We start from the raw sequence: 17370 nt of genomic DNA on the forward strand, positions 1-17370 counted from the left end.
TCATCAGATTACACTCCATTTCCAGTAAATTTTTGGGAATTCAGGAATTTACTCGTTTGGAATACCGAGAGTATATTAAAATAAGCAAGTCCGCTACTCTAAATAATAAGAATATAATTATTAATATATTAATAATTATGTAAAGTTTGTATCGGACTAAAAACTTAGTTTCTTTTTTACATAATTTTTGATGGGGTAGGTCTTTAATTCTTATTGAATACCCAAAAGCGAAACTGAACATACCTAATCCTATGAATAAGTATGCTTGTTGACTTGTAGTATACAAACCATAAAGCTCCAATGAGGCAAATAATATAACCAGAAGCCAGTAAAGAGAAAATAGCGTAATTGGATTATAAATATTTTTTTCTTTTATATAGCTAAAAAACACGCATAAAAACAAAAATAAAATTACAACATATTGCATATTAACTTACCTCTTTATCTAACCTTCCACTCATCACTTCTTCATAAAGGTTAATTATTTGATCTACAACTCGCGATATTGAATAGCGTTCAATCACTGTTTTATAACCCAAATCGATAAGAGTATTCATCTCATCTTTGTTAGCAATTGCATATTCTATTTTTTTAGCTAAACTTAAATAATCTCCCTCTTGATAAAGCAAACCATTAACGTTATTATCTATTATTTCGGCTGTACCTCCCGTATTAGCTCCGATAGCCAACATTCTTGAAAGCATTGTTTCTATCGTAACTCTACCAAATGCTTCCTTTTTCGAACATATAAGCCCTATATCACAGTTAGATCTTAATTGTCTAAGATCTTCGACATGATCAATTATTTTAATGAATTCCTGTAGATTATGTGCATAAATAAATTCTTTAATAGTTTTTGTATAGTTAATATCTTGTGCATTTCCTGCCAAAATCAATTGAATATTTTTTGTACCTGATTTTACTAGATGAGATACTGCTTTAACCGCATCAAGCTGTCCTTTTTTTTCAACAATTCTACCAGCAAGCAGTATATTAATTACCTTTTTTGAAAAACGGATTTTCTCATCAATGCGGTATTTTTCAATAGGGATGCCATTGTAAATTAATACTAGATTTTTATTTAAAATTTTTTCATATTTTTCCTTAATTGTTTTTGAAATAGCAATAATAGACTGGGCTTTTTTTAGCAATTTGTAAATTTTTTTCTCATTATAAAGGCGTAACCCTAGATCATCATCTAATAACTGTCTAATATGCCAAAAGTATGGTATACCAAGCTTTATAGCTACTTCTGCTCCAATTCCAGAATCTAGCCCATTAATATGAATAATATCTGGCCTTTCCTCTTTTATTATGGATAAGGCTTTTTTCATAGAAAACCAATTTCTTAAAGATTTTACTTTTCCTTTTACATAACTCATTATGCCGTTATAATGAATAGGAACACGCATTGAAAAAGCTGGGATTACTATACATTTAACTTTTTCATGCTTTATAGGAAATTGAATGTTTTTATTAGGTATAACTACAATTACTTCTATGCCTCTTTCAACCATTTCATTAACGATGTTTATTAATGAAAGTGTAGCACCATCTTGATTTGTGTAACTATAATGGGTAAAAAAACATACCTTCATCAAAAAATCCCTTTCTTCATTCATTTTTAATTTTTATATTAGAAAAAATAATTTATGCTTTTGTAAATTAGTGTGATAACTTTTTATTGCTTTTAAAAAGCTGTTAGATTTCAATTATAGTTAAATTAATGTTGGGATTGAAAAACGTAATGGCTGTATATCCGTCCGAGGTATAGTTATCTAATACAAGTTTTTACAGTTTTTTAATGTCCCCATCCATTTCCGACTCTCAATATCAAGTTCACCGAAAGACGTACTAGTTTTAGTCAGGCTCTGGTCTCTAATATGCTTTAATAATTCCTCTAAACTTTTATTAATTTTATATCAGTAGAGCTCATTTTCATAGTTCAAAGCTATTTATCTCGATGCTTACAGTAAATAAAAAGTGGAGCATCTCTCCTGACTTTTAATAATAGTAGTTACAGACACAATCTTTAACACGTAAGAGATGCTCCTTTAATTATAAAGGAAAAGGGCTTAATTGACATGCATTAATAAAGGATATCTTTTAAATCCTCGCTCTAAAAACTATCTAGGCATAATAAAAACGTAAAAACGTCTAACAAATTAGGGGGATCTACAAGGCCATCAAATTACCGAGTTCTTGTTGATTGATCATGTGGTTGAGCAGATCAAAACTCAAAGAAAAAAACGGGAAATAGAATAGATGAACTACATCACAGGAATTTTCTATACTTTTTTACAATTGCATCATTCAATTATAAATTCATCTCTAATTTCTATATTTTTGATATTTTTATTTAAAAACCGGTTATAGATAATTGTAACATCATTAATTAATTCTTTTTTTTCTTTTTCATCTTTTGCCTTTTTGATTAATTCAATAACTGGATACACAGTTAGGTTATGGTTTTTACTTTCAATTATTTTTAATATAGAAAATGTCGCTTTTGATAGTCTTATATTATTTTTGTTTTTTTCTAAATAAATATGCATCATTATAGAGTATTCTGGAAGATTTTCGTGCAATATGTATACCGAACTAGGAGATATGCTAAAGTTGCCAAGTGAATAAGCCCCAATCATGCCAGTTGAAAATCTCTCACATTTTTGTACAATATGTGGATGATTTCCTACAACAACATTTACTCCATTTTCTTTCATGAAGTTCATCATAAATTTACTGAATTTACCTGGCTCTACATTAAACTGACCTCCACTATGCATGCACATAATCACAAAATCAGACTTTGCCTTTGCTTTTTGGATATCTAGTTTAATTTGCTCTAGGTAATCTTGATCAATTCCCTCTAAACTGTCATCTTGATAGGCCTTTTTATAAGCTAAACCCAAAGTACGTTTGAGCCTTATCCACTGTTCTACAGTAATAATTTTAAAGATGGTACGGGCAATCCTAGATTTTAAACTTTTAGATGTCAATTTTTTTTCTAACTTTTTTATTTCTTCACACTGTGGTTTTAGTAAATTTACATGGAATCTCTCATTTTTGTTTAAGATTACCTCATTTATAAGTGTATTAGTACCATAGGTATAATTTAAAAAGGCAACTTTTATACCGTTAAAATCCTTAACGAACACTTGTTCCCTTTCTTCGATTGAATCATGTGTTCCAATATTATCAAGCTTATATTTTTTTAGTGTTGCTAAGTTATTCTTTAACCCTTCTACACCTCTGTCTAAACAATGATTAGTAGCAGTAGTAACTAAATCCACACCTGAATTCTTGATTGATTTAATAAATTCTTCTGGTGTATTAAAGCTATATATATGGTTTGTATAACCTAGTTTTTCTCCTGCACAAACTGTTTCAAGATTTCCTACAATGTAATCAGATTTCATAAAAACTTTCTTCATTGAACAAAATACCGAATCAAAATCATACGTGTTATCATTCTTAAGTGCTGCATTTAACAGGGGCTTTTCACACATTATATCTCCAATAAAACTAATCTTAACATTTGCCATATTTTTTTCCAATTTTCCCTTACTCCATCTGAATTTTTTAGTTCTTATCATCTGATAAACTATTTTGTAAATCATGTAATTAAAGTCATGTTAAAAATTAAATACGCTTTTCAATCTATGATCTCTGCTTCTCTTTTACAAAATCTTTATATAATGGCCACTTTCCAATCTGATCCGGGATTTGAGATATATCCGGGTCTGCTGCTGAATTTCCTTCTATTAGAAAAATTCTACCATCGTTGCCAATAGCTACATCCCAACCTATATAACCCACAGTAGGAACTAAACGAGCGGCATTAGATACGGTCTCTACAACTTCCCTCCAAAACGGTATTTTAAATCCAATAATTTGTTTACCAGTATAAGGATGGGTAATATATTCTTTTAAGTCTCTATCAACACCCTTTGTAACAACAATGCCTGTTTCAACATCTAGAAGTGCAGCGATTCCATTATGATGAAAATTATCTGCATACTTTTGACCGTTTCCCATTCTTAGATTTGCGGTCATAACGCGTACTTTATTATCCGGACAAAATAAAGTGACCACTCTTAAACTATTAACTGAAGTAGGATTAAAGGTAGCTAACTCATCATGTTGTATAATGAGTTCTTCTATGAGTACTTCTTCTTTTTTTAATTCCTCATATAAGGACTCTTTATCCTTAATATTTTCCACCTCTATAACCCGAATACCTTTACCATGACTACCTTCATTTGGTTTTACAATAAATTTCGGTACTCTTTCTGTAAATTCTTCAAATAGAGCAAGATTTGAATCCTTGACGGATAACCACTCTCTTCCTATATAATCTTTAAATACTTTGTTAAACCTTTCTTTAGAATTAAAGATATTCCTATCAGATTCATCATTAAATGTTTTAACTATTTTCATTCTTTTCTTATAAACCACAAAGTCTTTTCGAGCTGAATGCCTTCTTTTGTATAATTTATATTGAAAATAATCGTTTACTCCGGCTCCATATAATAAAACAGTAGTTAGAAAATCTAATGTAATACTAGCTTTAATAAACCAATTTAATTTTGGATTGATATAAGTATCTATCCCATTCCATAACTTTTTCACTTTAGAGATAGCATAATTTAAACTCATAAAATTATTTCTCCCATTTATTCATTATATATTTTCTTTTACCAGAAGAAAGGGCAGGAATATCATTCACATAACTAAACGTAATTACCGCGGATTTCCCTAATAAATTATATAGTTTTTCTGCAACTTTTATTTCTTCTTTAAAGGTAGGTTCAACGTTTAAAATCACTTGATACTCCTGAGGACCCAACTGTAAAAACTGAAATTGTTTAATATCAGAAAATGACCAAAAAGTAACAGAAATTTTATGTGGAGAAAGAATCGTTCCATCCACTGTATATACCATATCTATCTTCCTGCCACCAAAATTATAAATCACCTTTTTCTTGACACTATTAACCTCTATATATTTAATTGCACCTATATCCCCCGTATCATAACGAATCATAGGCATTGCATAATTATAAAGATCTGTAATAACTATTCTCCCAACTTCACCAGGTTCAGCAGGAATATCTTTATCCATTTTAAATATTTCTATAAAATAATGAGCTTCATTAATTAAAAAGGTATTATTCTCAATATTATCCTGACCTAAAATACCGTTTTCCTGATTGGAATACCTTGATACACATTTACATTTAAAAACTTTTTCCATGACATCACGTGTTTCATCATAAAGCATCTCGGAACCACTTATTATCCCAGAAATATTAAAGTTATATTTCTTATCAGTTCGCATAAAATAGTCTCGGAAAGCGTCCAAGGTTGATGCATATGACATAAGAACGGAGCCATTTGCTGACTTTCTCTCAACTTCTCTCAACATTTTTTCAATTACTTCATCATCTAATTCACTTACATTAATTAAGGTTTGATTTTGTAGAAACCTTAATATTTTTTTTGAATTACTACTTTCTGCGGATAAGGATCTTAAAAAAATTAGGTTTTTACCTACAAAGTAACCTAATTTTTCATTATAATATATTAGTTCAGCAATAACCCTTTTCTTTTTTTCAGGATTTTGATAACAAATAAACGGTGTCCCTGTGGAACCACTCGTTTGCATTGTTATTAATTTAGTATTTTTATAGGATTCTGATATAAAATCTTTTTGCTGAGAGCGTATAATATTTTTGTTGATAATTGGAAATTGATCGAAACTCCTATTGGTATAATTAGATTTATAATATTTAGTAGTTGATATAGCATGTTTCACAAGTTGCTCGATTGCTTTTTTTTGTTTTTCTTTTATTAACGGTGAATCACTATCGGCTTCTTCTATTTCTTTCAGATTAATATAATAGTCTCTGACGTTTCCACCTTTTAGTGTATCAATAAACCAAAAAGCTAGATTCCTAATTCTATTAAATCCAAAACTCATTTGAGATCCTCACACTTTTTTATTTTTAAATATTTTCACTTCATTAAACTTCATCATGTAACAGTTCTCATCATAATTAAGGCTTACATCTAAGTTCTTTTTTCCACACATATTATTAACGATCATTGCTGGTACGTTTACTCCACATTCATATGCATGTGGATAACCTCCACCAAAACGAGGGTTTACCTCAGAAATGTAATATTCACCATTAATTTTAAAAATGTCGATGTCAATAATACCTTTAAAATTTGCTTTTTTTATAAACCTCTTTACTAGCTTAAAAAGTCTTTCGTCTTTAACAGAAACTGATTTATCTGTTTCACCAGCTCTCATCTTAATTTTTTCTTTTATAAAAATGGCAGCTGGTTCACCAGAAATCATATCAATATATACATCAACACCGTATTCAGTTCCGTTCACTAACTCTTGTATCATCAAATTATCAAATCGACTAAATAACAACTCAATTTCTTCTTTTGATGAAACTATATTAATATTTATACTTGCACTGCCTTTTACAGGTTTCACAAATACTGGATAGTTAATGACTCCAGTTTCAACATCTTTGAAAAACTGTTCTTTGTCTATATAACTTTTAACAGTTCGAAACCCGTTCTGAATTAAAAATTCAAACATCTTATATTTATCAAAAGACATTTCTATTAAATCATAATCTGATACAATAGGCATTGTACCAATATTCAAAAACGCTTGTTTGTGTTTCGCAAGAAGACTAAGTTCTGGATCTATTAAAGATAGGACTGCCTTTATATTATTTTCTTTACAAATGGAGAGAATAGCATCTAAGTATCCTTCATCTTCCATCCTTGGAACAATAAAATGTTTATCCGCATCATATAAGGCTGGAGCTAAATTACTGCAGTCTGTTGCCATTACAAGTCCTTTTCCTTGCAATTCTTTTTTAAAATAATTTACTATTTTATTTCTTGTTCCACAGCTGAGTATTAATACGTTTAAATCATCCTTCATTAATAAGATCCTCCAATTTATCAAAAAACAATGGGGTTCCACCAGTATGGATAAAAAGAATCTTCTTACTTGTAACTTGATTCTTTTTTATAAACTCTTTCATGCCCCAAAAGGCTTTTCCTGTATATGTAGTATCCAGCGGGATACCATCGTTTATTAGAACTTCTTTTATAGTTTCCAAAATTTCATCGTTATAAGAACCATAGCCGTCAAGTACATATTCATCTATAAATGATATTTCTTCAAGACCTATTGGCCCTATATCTAAGCCCTTTAAATAACTATTAACACTATCAAGAACAACTTGACTGCCGTAAGCATTTTTTCGCGCATTGCTTATTCCAATTATTTCTCTTTGATCGGCACGCAATAGTTTTCCACATACAAGTCCAGCTTGTGTAGTTCCTGTTCCAGTTGTATGAAATATGTAGTCAAAATGGATACCTAATGACCTTTCATAGTCTACAATTTCTTCATATGCTTTTACATATGCCTGTGTTCCAATATCACCATGCCCTCCGCCTGGGATAAAATAGGGTTTATACCCTTGTTTTTTTAGCTCATCCAACTTTCTCTTAATAGTCAAACTTACGTCTGACACAGGACACCGTGTAACGAATGCTCCAAACAATCTAATCATTTTACTATTAGTGGTGTTTTGATAAGATTCACTTGGTGAAATGATATGACATGGAATTCCTTTTGCAGCAGCAATGTTGGCTACAACTCGACAATGGTTTGAACTACTACTACCGTATGTCACTACAGAATCGAAGTTTTTTCTCTTTAATTCTTCAAAAAAAAGAACAGCTTTTCTTGCTTTATTGCCCCCAAAAGATATTGGTAGAAGATCGTCACGTTTTATAAAGAAAGTATTTTTATTTAGGTTATTACTAATTCTTTGAATTGGTGTGGCTTGGTGTTTACCCAGATTCACTTATATCCACCCTTATTTCTTTTAATATAGACATCTACATCTAATCCATAGGCATATCTATCTATTTTTTTTCCATTATGAATTAAATCATTTTTCATTAACCCTTCTTTTTTAAAACCTACCTTTTCAAATAGCTTTTGAGCTTTGATATTTTCTACCTCTGTGTATAAGTAAATCTTTTGTAATCCAAGCTCACTATATCCTATTTTAATTAAAAGGTCTGTTGCTATACTTGCAATTCCTTTACCTTTATATTTTTCATCACCAAGGCAAATATAATATTCAGCTTTCTTATTTTTATTATCAATATTTAATAATCCTATTAATCCAACGGGTACACCGTTATATGTAATCGTATAATCAACCCTATCGTTTCTGCCTTTAAGTGTTTTAAACCATATCATAGTCTTATCTTCACTAAGTGGTAGATCATAATGAAGGTATTTATTATTATTTTCATCATTTATCCATCGAACTTTATAAGGTATATCACTTTCTTGAAATTTTCTTAGTGAAATTCCCATTTCAATCACTCCAATATCACATATCACGGATAATTAATTACAATTTTCGGTAATTTCCCCTAATGTTTAAAAAATATTTCTTATTACCATAAAGCTCTCTGCATTCCTTACACAAATAGTAGAGCCCCTGAATTTAGATAAAGCCTCAATAGCTTCAAGTGATCTTGGATTTGGAAATTCTTTAAGTTGGCTTTCATAGCATTTCATAGCTTCGAGTTTCAATTCTATTGTGTCTGATATATCACTCCATGCATTCGGAACAAAGGCATTATCACAAGATGGTATATTCCACTCTGTTTCAGACAATGTTTCATAAGCATAAATAGCTTTTAATTGTGGATTATTAACCGGTCTTAATGCTACCATGGCACTTTCTGCAACCTCTCCATGGTCTAAGTGCATATCACCTTTATGTGGAATAAAAGCTATATTTGGCTTAATTTTATTAACCACCGCTGAAACTTTAGAATTGATTTCTATCGAAGTCATATTTCTGAGTTTTACAGAAGGTAAATCCAAAAAAAATGCCTCTTTTACCCCAAGTACTTTATGTGCTTTTTTCGCCTCAGTTTGTAATAGCTCTTTTTGTGGACCGGAAGTTACTTCACATACATAAACTTCATGTCCCATTTTTGAATATTTAGCCATTGTACCACCAACACCTAGCACCTCATCATCATTGTGTGGCGCAAATACAAGTATCCTCACTTTTTTCACCCGCAATTTATCAATTATTTGAATTTATGTCCTACAATTAATCTTACTTGATCTGCATTTTCGTATTCATATACTCGTAGCAATCCTTCTTTACATAGAATATCTATATATTCCTCAGCAATCGCCGCTATTTGTCCAGGTAATCCAATATATTTGTTATTATCCATATAATCTGCTTTCCAAAAAATCACTTTATGTTTCCCATCATATTTTGAAAAAGCTCCCGGATAAGGTTTTGAGACTGCCCTAATCAACCTCTGAATTTTTTCAGCAGGCTCATTCCAATCAATCAATCCATCTTCTGGTGTTCTCTTTAACAAATATGTTGCTTCTTCCTCATTTTGTTTGACTGGTTTTATAGAGCCGTCTAATAATTTTGGAAGCACTTTTTGTATAAGACGTTTAAATGCTTGTTGACACTTCCGACTCACATCAATAGCATAGTCTGTATCATCAATAACATAGTCTTCCTGACCAATAATATCACCAGAATCTATTCCATCATCAATAAAGAATAATGTACATTTAGTTGCTTTGACACCCAATAGAACTTGCCAGACCATGGCTGCCCTACCTCTAAATTTGGGGAGAGGAGTAGGATGAAATCCAATAACACCTTTTTTTGCCGCCTCTATAATATCCCTACCAATTAATTGTGATAATCCAATAACGAAAATGTAATCTGGGTTTATTTTTTTAATTATTGCTATATGCTCGGGGGTGTTTATTTTTTTAAATTTTCTATATGGAATTTTACTTTCTTTTGCAATTTCATGAATTGGATAATACCCCGATACGTTTTCTGAATACTGTTCATCTAGGGAAAAAACCATATCAATTGGAAAGTTTAGTTTTATCATTTCTTCCAGTATTATTTTGCTCGAACCAACTGAACCTATCAGAATAGACTTCATTTTAATCTCCTCTTATTGTTACTTTAAAAATCGTTTATTTTTCAACCACTTGATTTTGGGAATTTGTCATTTTCACTTTTTTGAATTTCTCCTCACCAAACAATACAATTGCTATCGTCTTAAAAAATATCTTACAATCAAGTACAATCGAAAAGTTTCTTATATATTCAATATCGTATTCAATTCTTTGTTCCCATGGCAATGTAATGTTTCCATTCACCTGAGCAAGACCCGTCATTCCTGGTCGCATATTGAGACGTTGTAGTTGAAAATCAGTGTAGCCTTCTATTTGTTTCATAACTGTTGGTCTTGGCCCTACTAAGCTCATATCACCTACCAACACGTTAATTAGTTGAGGTAGTTCATCAACTTTTGTCCTTCTTAATATTTTACCAACAGCTGTTAACCTGTCTTTATCCTTAGAGAAATCCAGATTTTCCTCAGCTTCTTTATCAACTTTCATCGTACGTAACTTTAATATGTAAAATAACTTTTTATTCTTTCCTACACGTTCTTGTTTAAAGAATATAGGACCAGGCATTGTGAGCTTTATAAGTAAAGCTGCAATAATAAGAACAGGTGATATTATTAATAGCCCTATACTACTTCCAAAGATATCTATTAATCTTTTTATAAATAGGTTGACTGCTCTCATTATCTATCCCACAACCCCTTAATTTTCCTGCATACTTTATCTAAATGATCATCTGTCATCTTTGTATCCGACGGTAAGCACACACCATTTTCAAATAGCAATTCCGCTACATTTTTGCCCAGAAAATCAAATTTCTCAAAGAACGGCTGCATATGCATCGGCTTCCAAACAGGTCTTGATTCAATATTTTCGGCTTCCAGAGCTTCCATAATATCAATAGGTCTTACTTTGCCGGTCAAAAACATTGCACTCAGCCAATAATTTGGTTCATTCCATTCATTAACTGGCATGAACTTTACACCATCAAGTTCGCCCAACTCTCTTTTATAAAAATCAAATATATATTTCTTTTTTTCTACTCGTTGATCCAATACTTTTAGTTGTCCGCGACCTATCCCAGCGAGAACGTTGCTCATTCGATAATTATACCCTAATTCACTGTGTTGATAGTGTCTTGCCGCATCTCTTGATTGAGTGGCCCAAAATTTCACTTTTTGAATCATTTCTTCATTATCAGATACAAGCATTCCGCCACCTGAAGTGGTAATGATTTTATTCCCATTAAATGAAAAGATCCCATAGTCACCAAAAGTCCCTGTATGCTTTCCCTTATAATAAGTACCCAGGCTTTCGGCAGAGTCTTCGATTAAGACAACGTTATATTTTTTACAAAGGTCTAAAATTTTATCCATATCTGCCGATAAACCATATAGATGAACTACAATCACAGCTTTTACTTCAGGATATTTATTAAAAGCCTTTTCCAATGCTTTAGGGCACATATTCCATGTTTCATGATCACTGTCTATAAAGACTGGAATAGCATTTTGGTAGATAATAGGATTCGCTGTGGCCGAAAAAGTGAGTGATTGGCAGAAGACGATATCTCCTTCTCCGACCCCGGCAGCTTTTAATGCTAGATGAATGGCTGCCGTCCCGGAAGAAAGAGCTGCAGCAGCCTTAGATCCCACTTTCTTGGCCAGCTCTATTTCAAATTGATTTACATTTTCTCCAAGGGGTGCTATCCAGTTTGTATCAAAAGCTTCCTTTACATATTGCATTTCATAACCTTCATCACTCATATGCGGTGATGAGAGAAATATTTTATCAGTCACTGCTTGATACTTCCTTCCTGAGGTACCGTTGTATTTTTCTTTGTATTTTTTATGGACAACAGAAAAAAGCCCCTGCCCATATCACATAAACCATAATATGAACAGAGGCTGCGTGATTTATTTTACTAATTTTTCTTTGGCCATAACTTCTTCAAGATAGGTCAGCAGGTCAACTCGTAAATCATCATGCTGCAGGGCCATTTCAATGGTAGTTGTTATGAAGCCCAACTTTTCGCCGACGTCATAGCGTTTGCCTTCAAAGTCATAGGCGTAGACTTTCTGTTCTTCGTTTAATTTTTGAATCGCGTCAGTCAGTTGAATCTCGCCACCAGCACCAATTTCCTGTTTATCCAAATAAGAGAAGATTTCCGGCGTAAAGACATATCTGCCCATGATCGCCAAGTTGGATGGCGCTGTTCCCAATTTCGGCTTTTCCACGAATTGTTTCACTTGGTAGCGCCGGCCTTCCTTTGATATAGGGTCTACAATGCCATAACGGTCGGTTTCCTGATCTCCAACTTGCTGGACACCGACAACCGAACATTGCGTTTCTTCGTATTGTTCGATTAACTGTCTTAGTCCTGGAGTATCAGCTTGGACGATGTCATCTCCCAATAGTACCGCAAATGGTTCATCGCCAATGAATTTTCGTGCACACCAGACGGCATGGCCGAGACCTTTCGGATCTTTTTGACGAATATAATGGATGTCAACATTTGATGATGCTTTTACCTTTGCCAATAAATCAAATTTTTCTTTTTTGACCAGGTTGTCTTCCAATTCGAAGTTGTTGTCGAAATGATCCTCAATGGCCCGTTTCCCTTTTCCTGTTACAATAATAATGTCTTCAATACCTGATGCAATCGCTTCTTCTACGATATATTGAATGGTCGGTTTATCTACGATCGGGAGCATTTCTTTCGGCATGGCTTTCGTTGCCGGCAAAAATCTTGTTCCCAGGCCCGCAGCCGGAATGATCGCTTTTTTAACTTTTTTCAACTTATGTACCTCCATTTATTTAGCAAGCTGTACGGTCCGCTCAGGCTTCCTGTTTGCCGCTCCTACAATGATATCTTTCACTTTCTCCATCGGCGCATTTTCCAAATGGCTGATTAAGCTGAATAGCTCGGAAGCATCAATCGGCTCCGCCTTCCCAATATGGATTTTTGGAAATATCTGCTTTTCTTGTATTTCGTTGTCATTCAACAGCTCTTCGTACATTTTTTCGCCCGGTCGGATCCCGGTATATTCAATACCTATTTCTTCAACGGTATATCCCGAAAGTGTAATCAGGTTTTTCGCCAGGTCGGCGATTTTGACAGGTTCACCCATGTCAAGAACGAACACTTCCCCCCCGCGGGCCAACACTCCGGCTTGGATGACGAGCCGAGATGCTTCCGGAATTGTCATAAAGTAGCGTGTCATGTCCGGATGCGTGACGGTAACGGGACCCCCGGCTTCAATTTGCTTTTTAAATAGCGGGATGACGCTGCCGCGGCTGCCAAGAACGTTCCCGAAACGAACGGCGACAAACTTTGTATGGCTGATTTTGGCCATGTTTTGGATGATCATTTCGGCAATGCGTTTTGTTGCTCCCATCACGTTTGGCGGGTTGACCGCTTTGTCCGTTGAAACAAGAACAAACGTATTCACTTTATATGTATCAGCAGCTTCGGCTACATTTTTCGTGCCGAATATGTTGTTTTTTACCGCTTCCCTGGGATTGTACTCCATGAGCGGTACATGTTTATGGGCTGCAGCATGATAGACAACGTCTGGCCTGTGTGTATCCATTACTTCCATAATGCGCTCGCGGTCCTGGACGTCCGCTATTACCGGGAAGATGCCGATTTTGTCTCCGTATTTTTGGCGAAGTTCCATATCAATGTTGTAAATGCTGTATTCGCCATGGCCGAGAAGAATGATTTCTCTCGGTTCAAATTGACAAATTTGCCGGCATATTTCCGACCCGATCGATCCGCCTGCCCCCGTAACAAGGACGGTCGACCCTTTGATTGATTCGGTAATGCTGCAAATATCCAGTTCCACCGGTTCGCGTCCAAGCAAATCCTCCACTTCTACATTCCGAAGGGCGCTTACTTCGACTTTCCCCGTCATGACGTCTTCAATCAGCGGCATAATTTTAATCTCGGCATCCGTTTTGGCACATGTTTCGTAGATCCGCCTGACTTCTTTTTTGGGCAAAGACGGGATGGCGATAATAATGTTTTCGATTCTATTTTCTCTTACGATTAAGGGAATGTCATCAATTCCGCCGCACACTTTCAATCCATACATTTCCAACATAAACTTTCTCGGATCATCATCTGCGAATGCCACCGGCTCCAAATCCACATCATTGCTGTGCAGCAACTGTCTCGCCAGGGTCGTTCCCCCGGAACCAGCCCCGACGATTAACGTTCGCTTTTTTTCGATCTTTGGTTTTATGTATCGGTCTCTGTACATTCTCCATGAGAACCGTGATCCCCCGATTAAGAGCATATGCAGCATCCACGTTATAAACAGGACCCGCAAGTAAATATTGCCGGTACCAATAAACTGGGCCAACGCCGCAATTCCGATTGAAAAGGTGACCGCCTTAGTAATGATCATCAACTCACCGACGCTCGCATATTCCCACGCTTTGTGGTACAGCCTATACATAAAAGCAAAGATATGGTGGCTGATCAACAGGACGACCGCACTCATAAAAAGCGTTTTGGAATTATAAAAGTCCGAATAGGGATGCAAAATAAAAAAGCCGATATAGATCGAACACAAAACAATCGCGGAATCAAGGAGCATCAACAGCGGCACCCGCTTTTGATAAGTCAACATGAATCCCTTCTTTTCTTCAAAAATTTAAAACAACAGGTACATACATTGTAATACAAATCACTCATAAAATTATAACTGATTTTGTAATTATGCAATTAAATGTTTAATGAAAACGCATACATCAGCTTATACCCTTTCATTAAACATTTAATTCTTTCATTAATTTAAAATTGGGCATCTAACCCATCCTCACGCCACACTCTCGACGACGGGCGTCTAAGGTAGGTCTCAGGGCCTACCCACAGCATGACCGAGTGCCTCCAATGATAACGGCTGGGAGACATGACCGATACATGTTTTTATCATTGGTACTAAATGACCATGCTTGGTCGCAAACACTAAAAAAGGCCAAATAGCCTTTTCTTTTTAATTCTTTCGGGATACTCGCGGAGAATGTCTTTTCCATCCACGACCAAATCCGAATTATCCATTAACATAAACAGTGTGTCTGTTCCGAATTTTCCATTGACGGCTTCAAGAGCTTCTTCCATTTTAAACGCCCTTGTCGTCGTGTTATGCGCATCTGAAGCGATAAAATGCGTTAAATTGGCTTGAATCAAGTCTTCGGAAAACTTTTGGATCTTTTTTCCGAAATAGCCGACCAGACTGGCTGCCGTTACTTGGGTAGCCGTACCGTTTTTGACAAATTGATACAATTTGTCCGGCTGCTCGATCAGCTCCGCATTTCTTTCCGGATGCACAATGACCGGTGTTAAACCTTTCATTTGCAGGTCGAATAATAGTTGTTCTGTATAACGGGGAACATGCCCGGAAGGAAGCTCGACAAACACATATGTCGATACTTCGGCAAGCGGCAGGATTTCCCCCTGTTCATAGTCTTCTACCATTTCACCGTATATTCTTGTTTCCTGCCCGGGCAAGATTTCCACCTTTACCTGTTCGGACTGTAAATACTCATTTAATTCGTTTGTTTTTTGGATGATGTCCTCTTTGTAATTGACGTAACTGCCATTTTGATGATGGGGTGTGGCAATGATCTTTTTGATGCCTTCTTTGGCCGCGGCATGTGCCATTTCCAGGCTTTCCGTAAAGTCTGCGGCCCCATCATCTACGCCGGGCAATATATGACAATGTATATCTATCATTTGGTTCCCTCCCTTATGAATAGATATAACCATTCTTCGTCTTATATTACTATAACTATTTTACAAGTAAATAGCGAGGCTTGTCGAGTGTCACTTTGTTCCATAATAGTAATAGTTGTCATTTTTATTCATTTTCTTGTTATTGAGCACAACACCCAGGATTTTTGCTTTGGCCGCTTCCAGCAGATCCTTTGTTTTCTGGGCCGACTCGATTTCCGTTTTGCCGCTGGAGATGACCAAAATCGTTCCATCACATTGATTAGACAACACTTGCGCATCGGTTACTGCCAATACGGGAGGGGTATCGAACATTACCAAATCATATTCCGCCAATGCCACGTCGAGAAATTGTTTCATCCCGCGGGAACTTAACAGTTCCGCCGGATTGGGCGGGATGGGGCCCGACGTTAAGACGTGCAACAGTTCCTCGTTTGTCGTTTTCGCTGCCTCTGCCAGTTCCATTTGCCGGGTGAGCACGTTCGTGAGGCCAAATGTATTGGTCAAGCCAAATGTATAATGAACGGTAGGCTTTCTCATATCGGCATCTACGAGCAAGACGCGTTTTCCCTGCTGGGCAAACACAACCGCCAAATTGGCCGTAGTGGTGGATTTCCCTTCACCCGGACCGGATGAAGTGACCATCAAGGTGCGAATTTCTTCGTCGATAATGGAAAACTGTATGTTTGTCCGAATCGTCCTGTATTGTTCGGAGACCGGGGATTTTGGATTTAATTTTGTGATTAACTTTCTTCTCGTAGGATTACCGGTCTTTTTTTTACTTAGAGCCAACCGTCTCACCCCTTAGCCTTGGTCTTCTTTCGGATCTCGATGATTTTTGTAAGTCTTGTTCTTCAAACGTGGCAATGGCTCCCAGGACCGGAAGGTTCAATAATTGTTCGACGTCTTGTTCCGTTTTGACTGTGTTGTCCAAATATTCAAGCAGGAAGGCAATCCCTACTCCTGCCATCAACCCAACCGCCAACGCGATGGCGATGTTGAGCAGCGGCTTTGGCTTGACAGGTGATGGATTCTCGCCGATCTCGGCTTTCGTCAGAATGCTGACGTTGTCCACATTCATGATTTTGGCGATTTTGTTTTGAAAAACGGTTCCAATCTGATTGGCAATTTCCGCTGCTTTGTTTGGATCCGGATCTTGAACGGTGACATTAACCACTTGAGAGTCTTTCTCGCTTTGCACCGTAATTTTTTCAATTAATTCGTTTACCGTCATTTGCAAATTCAAATCTTTGATGACGTCGTCTAAGATGGCCGGACTCTTGATAATGACATTATAAGTATTGATTAATTGCAAATTGGTCTGAATTTCCGCCGGATTGTAAACAGGCTGTTCGCTTTTCGACTGATTGACAAGCAATTGTGTCGAAGATTGATAGATTGGCGTCATGACAAAATAACTGACAGCTCCACTTAATACGACGGCCGTTAACGTGACAAGCACGATGAGATTCATCCGTTTTTTCAGTGTCGCCATCAGTTCCCTCAAGCTGATAGTTTCTTCCATAGTTTCCTCCTGGCTAAATCTGTTATATGATATATGTAAATATTGAGAGATTTTTGTTTGAAATAA

General features: G+C 35.5%; 17 protein-coding genes. All 17 read right to left on the reverse strand.

Features of this window, described 5'->3' with window-relative positions:
- Positions 1–40: 40 nt before the first annotated feature.
- A complete protein-coding gene (locus AB1L08_RS10725; RefSeq protein WP_413064647.1) occupies positions 41–427 on the reverse strand; it encodes an oligosaccharide repeat unit polymerase in 387 nt (128 codons plus the stop codon).
- Between the two features lies 1 nt (position 428).
- Positions 429–1598, reverse strand: a complete 1170-nt coding sequence (locus AB1L08_RS10730; RefSeq protein ID WP_413064648.1) for a glycosyltransferase family 4 protein — start codon at positions 1596–1598, stop codon at positions 429–431.
- Between the two features lie 711 nt (positions 1599–2309).
- A complete protein-coding gene (locus AB1L08_RS10735; protein WP_413064649.1) occupies positions 2310–3557 on the reverse strand; it encodes a CapA family protein in 1248 nt (415 codons plus the stop codon).
- A 103-nt stretch (positions 3558–3660) separates the two neighbouring features.
- Positions 3661–4659, reverse strand: coding sequence for a sugar-transfer associated ATP-grasp domain-containing protein (locus tag AB1L08_RS10740; protein WP_413064650.1), 999 nt, complete (start codon positions 4657–4659; stop codon positions 3661–3663).
- A 4-nt stretch (positions 4660–4663) separates the two neighbouring features.
- Complete coding sequence (locus AB1L08_RS10745) at positions 4664–5983, reverse strand: phenylacetate--CoA ligase family protein (RefSeq protein ID WP_413064651.1); 1320 nt, start codon at positions 5981–5983, stop codon at positions 4664–4666.
- A 9-nt stretch (positions 5984–5992) separates the two neighbouring features.
- Positions 5993–6976, reverse strand: coding sequence for an ATP-grasp domain-containing protein (locus tag AB1L08_RS10750; RefSeq protein WP_413064652.1), 984 nt, complete (start codon positions 6974–6976; stop codon positions 5993–5995).
- Entirely contained in the window at positions 6966–7913 is a 948-nt protein-coding gene (locus AB1L08_RS10755) for a 1-aminocyclopropane-1-carboxylate deaminase/D-cysteine desulfhydrase (protein WP_413064653.1), read from the reverse strand. Before AB1L08_RS10755 ends, AB1L08_RS10750 begins: the two co-directional genes overlap by 11 nt.
- Positions 7910–8437, reverse strand: coding sequence for a GNAT family N-acetyltransferase (locus AB1L08_RS10760; RefSeq protein WP_413064654.1), 528 nt, complete (start codon positions 8435–8437; stop codon positions 7910–7912). Before AB1L08_RS10760 ends, AB1L08_RS10755 begins: the two co-directional genes overlap by 4 nt.
- Positions 8438–8503: 66 nt before the next feature.
- A complete protein-coding gene (locus AB1L08_RS10765) occupies positions 8504–9145 on the reverse strand; it encodes a PIG-L deacetylase family protein (RefSeq protein WP_413064655.1) in 642 nt (213 codons plus the stop codon).
- Positions 9146–9168: 23 nt separating this feature from the next.
- The gene (locus AB1L08_RS10770; protein ID WP_413064656.1) at positions 9169–10068 is read right to left on the reverse strand and encodes a methionyl-tRNA formyltransferase; all 900 of its coding nucleotides are present in this window, start codon (positions 10066–10068) and stop codon (positions 9169–9171) included.
- A 34-nt stretch (positions 10069–10102) separates the two neighbouring features.
- On the reverse strand, positions 10103–10723 hold the full coding sequence (locus tag AB1L08_RS10775) for a sugar transferase (RefSeq protein ID WP_413064657.1): 621 nt from the start codon (positions 10721–10723) through the stop codon (positions 10103–10105).
- Positions 10723–11838, reverse strand: coding sequence for a DegT/DnrJ/EryC1/StrS family aminotransferase (locus AB1L08_RS10780; protein WP_413064658.1), 1116 nt, complete (start codon positions 11836–11838; stop codon positions 10723–10725). Before AB1L08_RS10780 ends, AB1L08_RS10775 begins: the two co-directional genes overlap by 1 nt.
- Positions 11839–11955: 117 nt before the next feature.
- Positions 11956–12837 carry a UTP--glucose-1-phosphate uridylyltransferase GalU gene (gene galU / locus AB1L08_RS10785; RefSeq protein WP_413064659.1) on the reverse strand — a complete coding sequence of 294 codons (882 nt, stop codon included), beginning with the start codon at positions 12835–12837 and terminating at the stop codon, positions 11956–11958.
- 15 nt (positions 12838–12852) lie between these two features.
- Positions 12853–14673, reverse strand: coding sequence for a polysaccharide biosynthesis protein (locus tag AB1L08_RS10790; RefSeq protein WP_413064676.1), 1821 nt, complete (start codon positions 14671–14673; stop codon positions 12853–12855).
- A gap of 341 nt (positions 14674–15014) precedes the next feature.
- On the reverse strand, positions 15015–15782 hold the full coding sequence (locus AB1L08_RS10795; protein WP_413064660.1) for a tyrosine-protein phosphatase: 768 nt from the start codon (positions 15780–15782) through the stop codon (positions 15015–15017).
- Between the two features lie 90 nt (positions 15783–15872).
- Positions 15873–16571, reverse strand: a complete 699-nt coding sequence (locus tag AB1L08_RS10800) for a CpsD/CapB family tyrosine-protein kinase (protein WP_413064661.1) — start codon at positions 16569–16571, stop codon at positions 15873–15875.
- The gene (locus AB1L08_RS10805) at positions 16558–17304 is read right to left on the reverse strand and encodes a YveK family protein (protein WP_413064662.1); all 747 of its coding nucleotides are present in this window, start codon (positions 17302–17304) and stop codon (positions 16558–16560) included. Before AB1L08_RS10805 ends, AB1L08_RS10800 begins: the two co-directional genes overlap by 14 nt.
- Positions 17305–17370: the final 66 nt, after the last annotated feature.

This window comes from Siminovitchia jepli (genome assembly GCF_047228825.1).
GTDB lineage: Bacteria > Bacillota > Bacilli > Bacillales > Bacillaceae_C > Siminovitchia.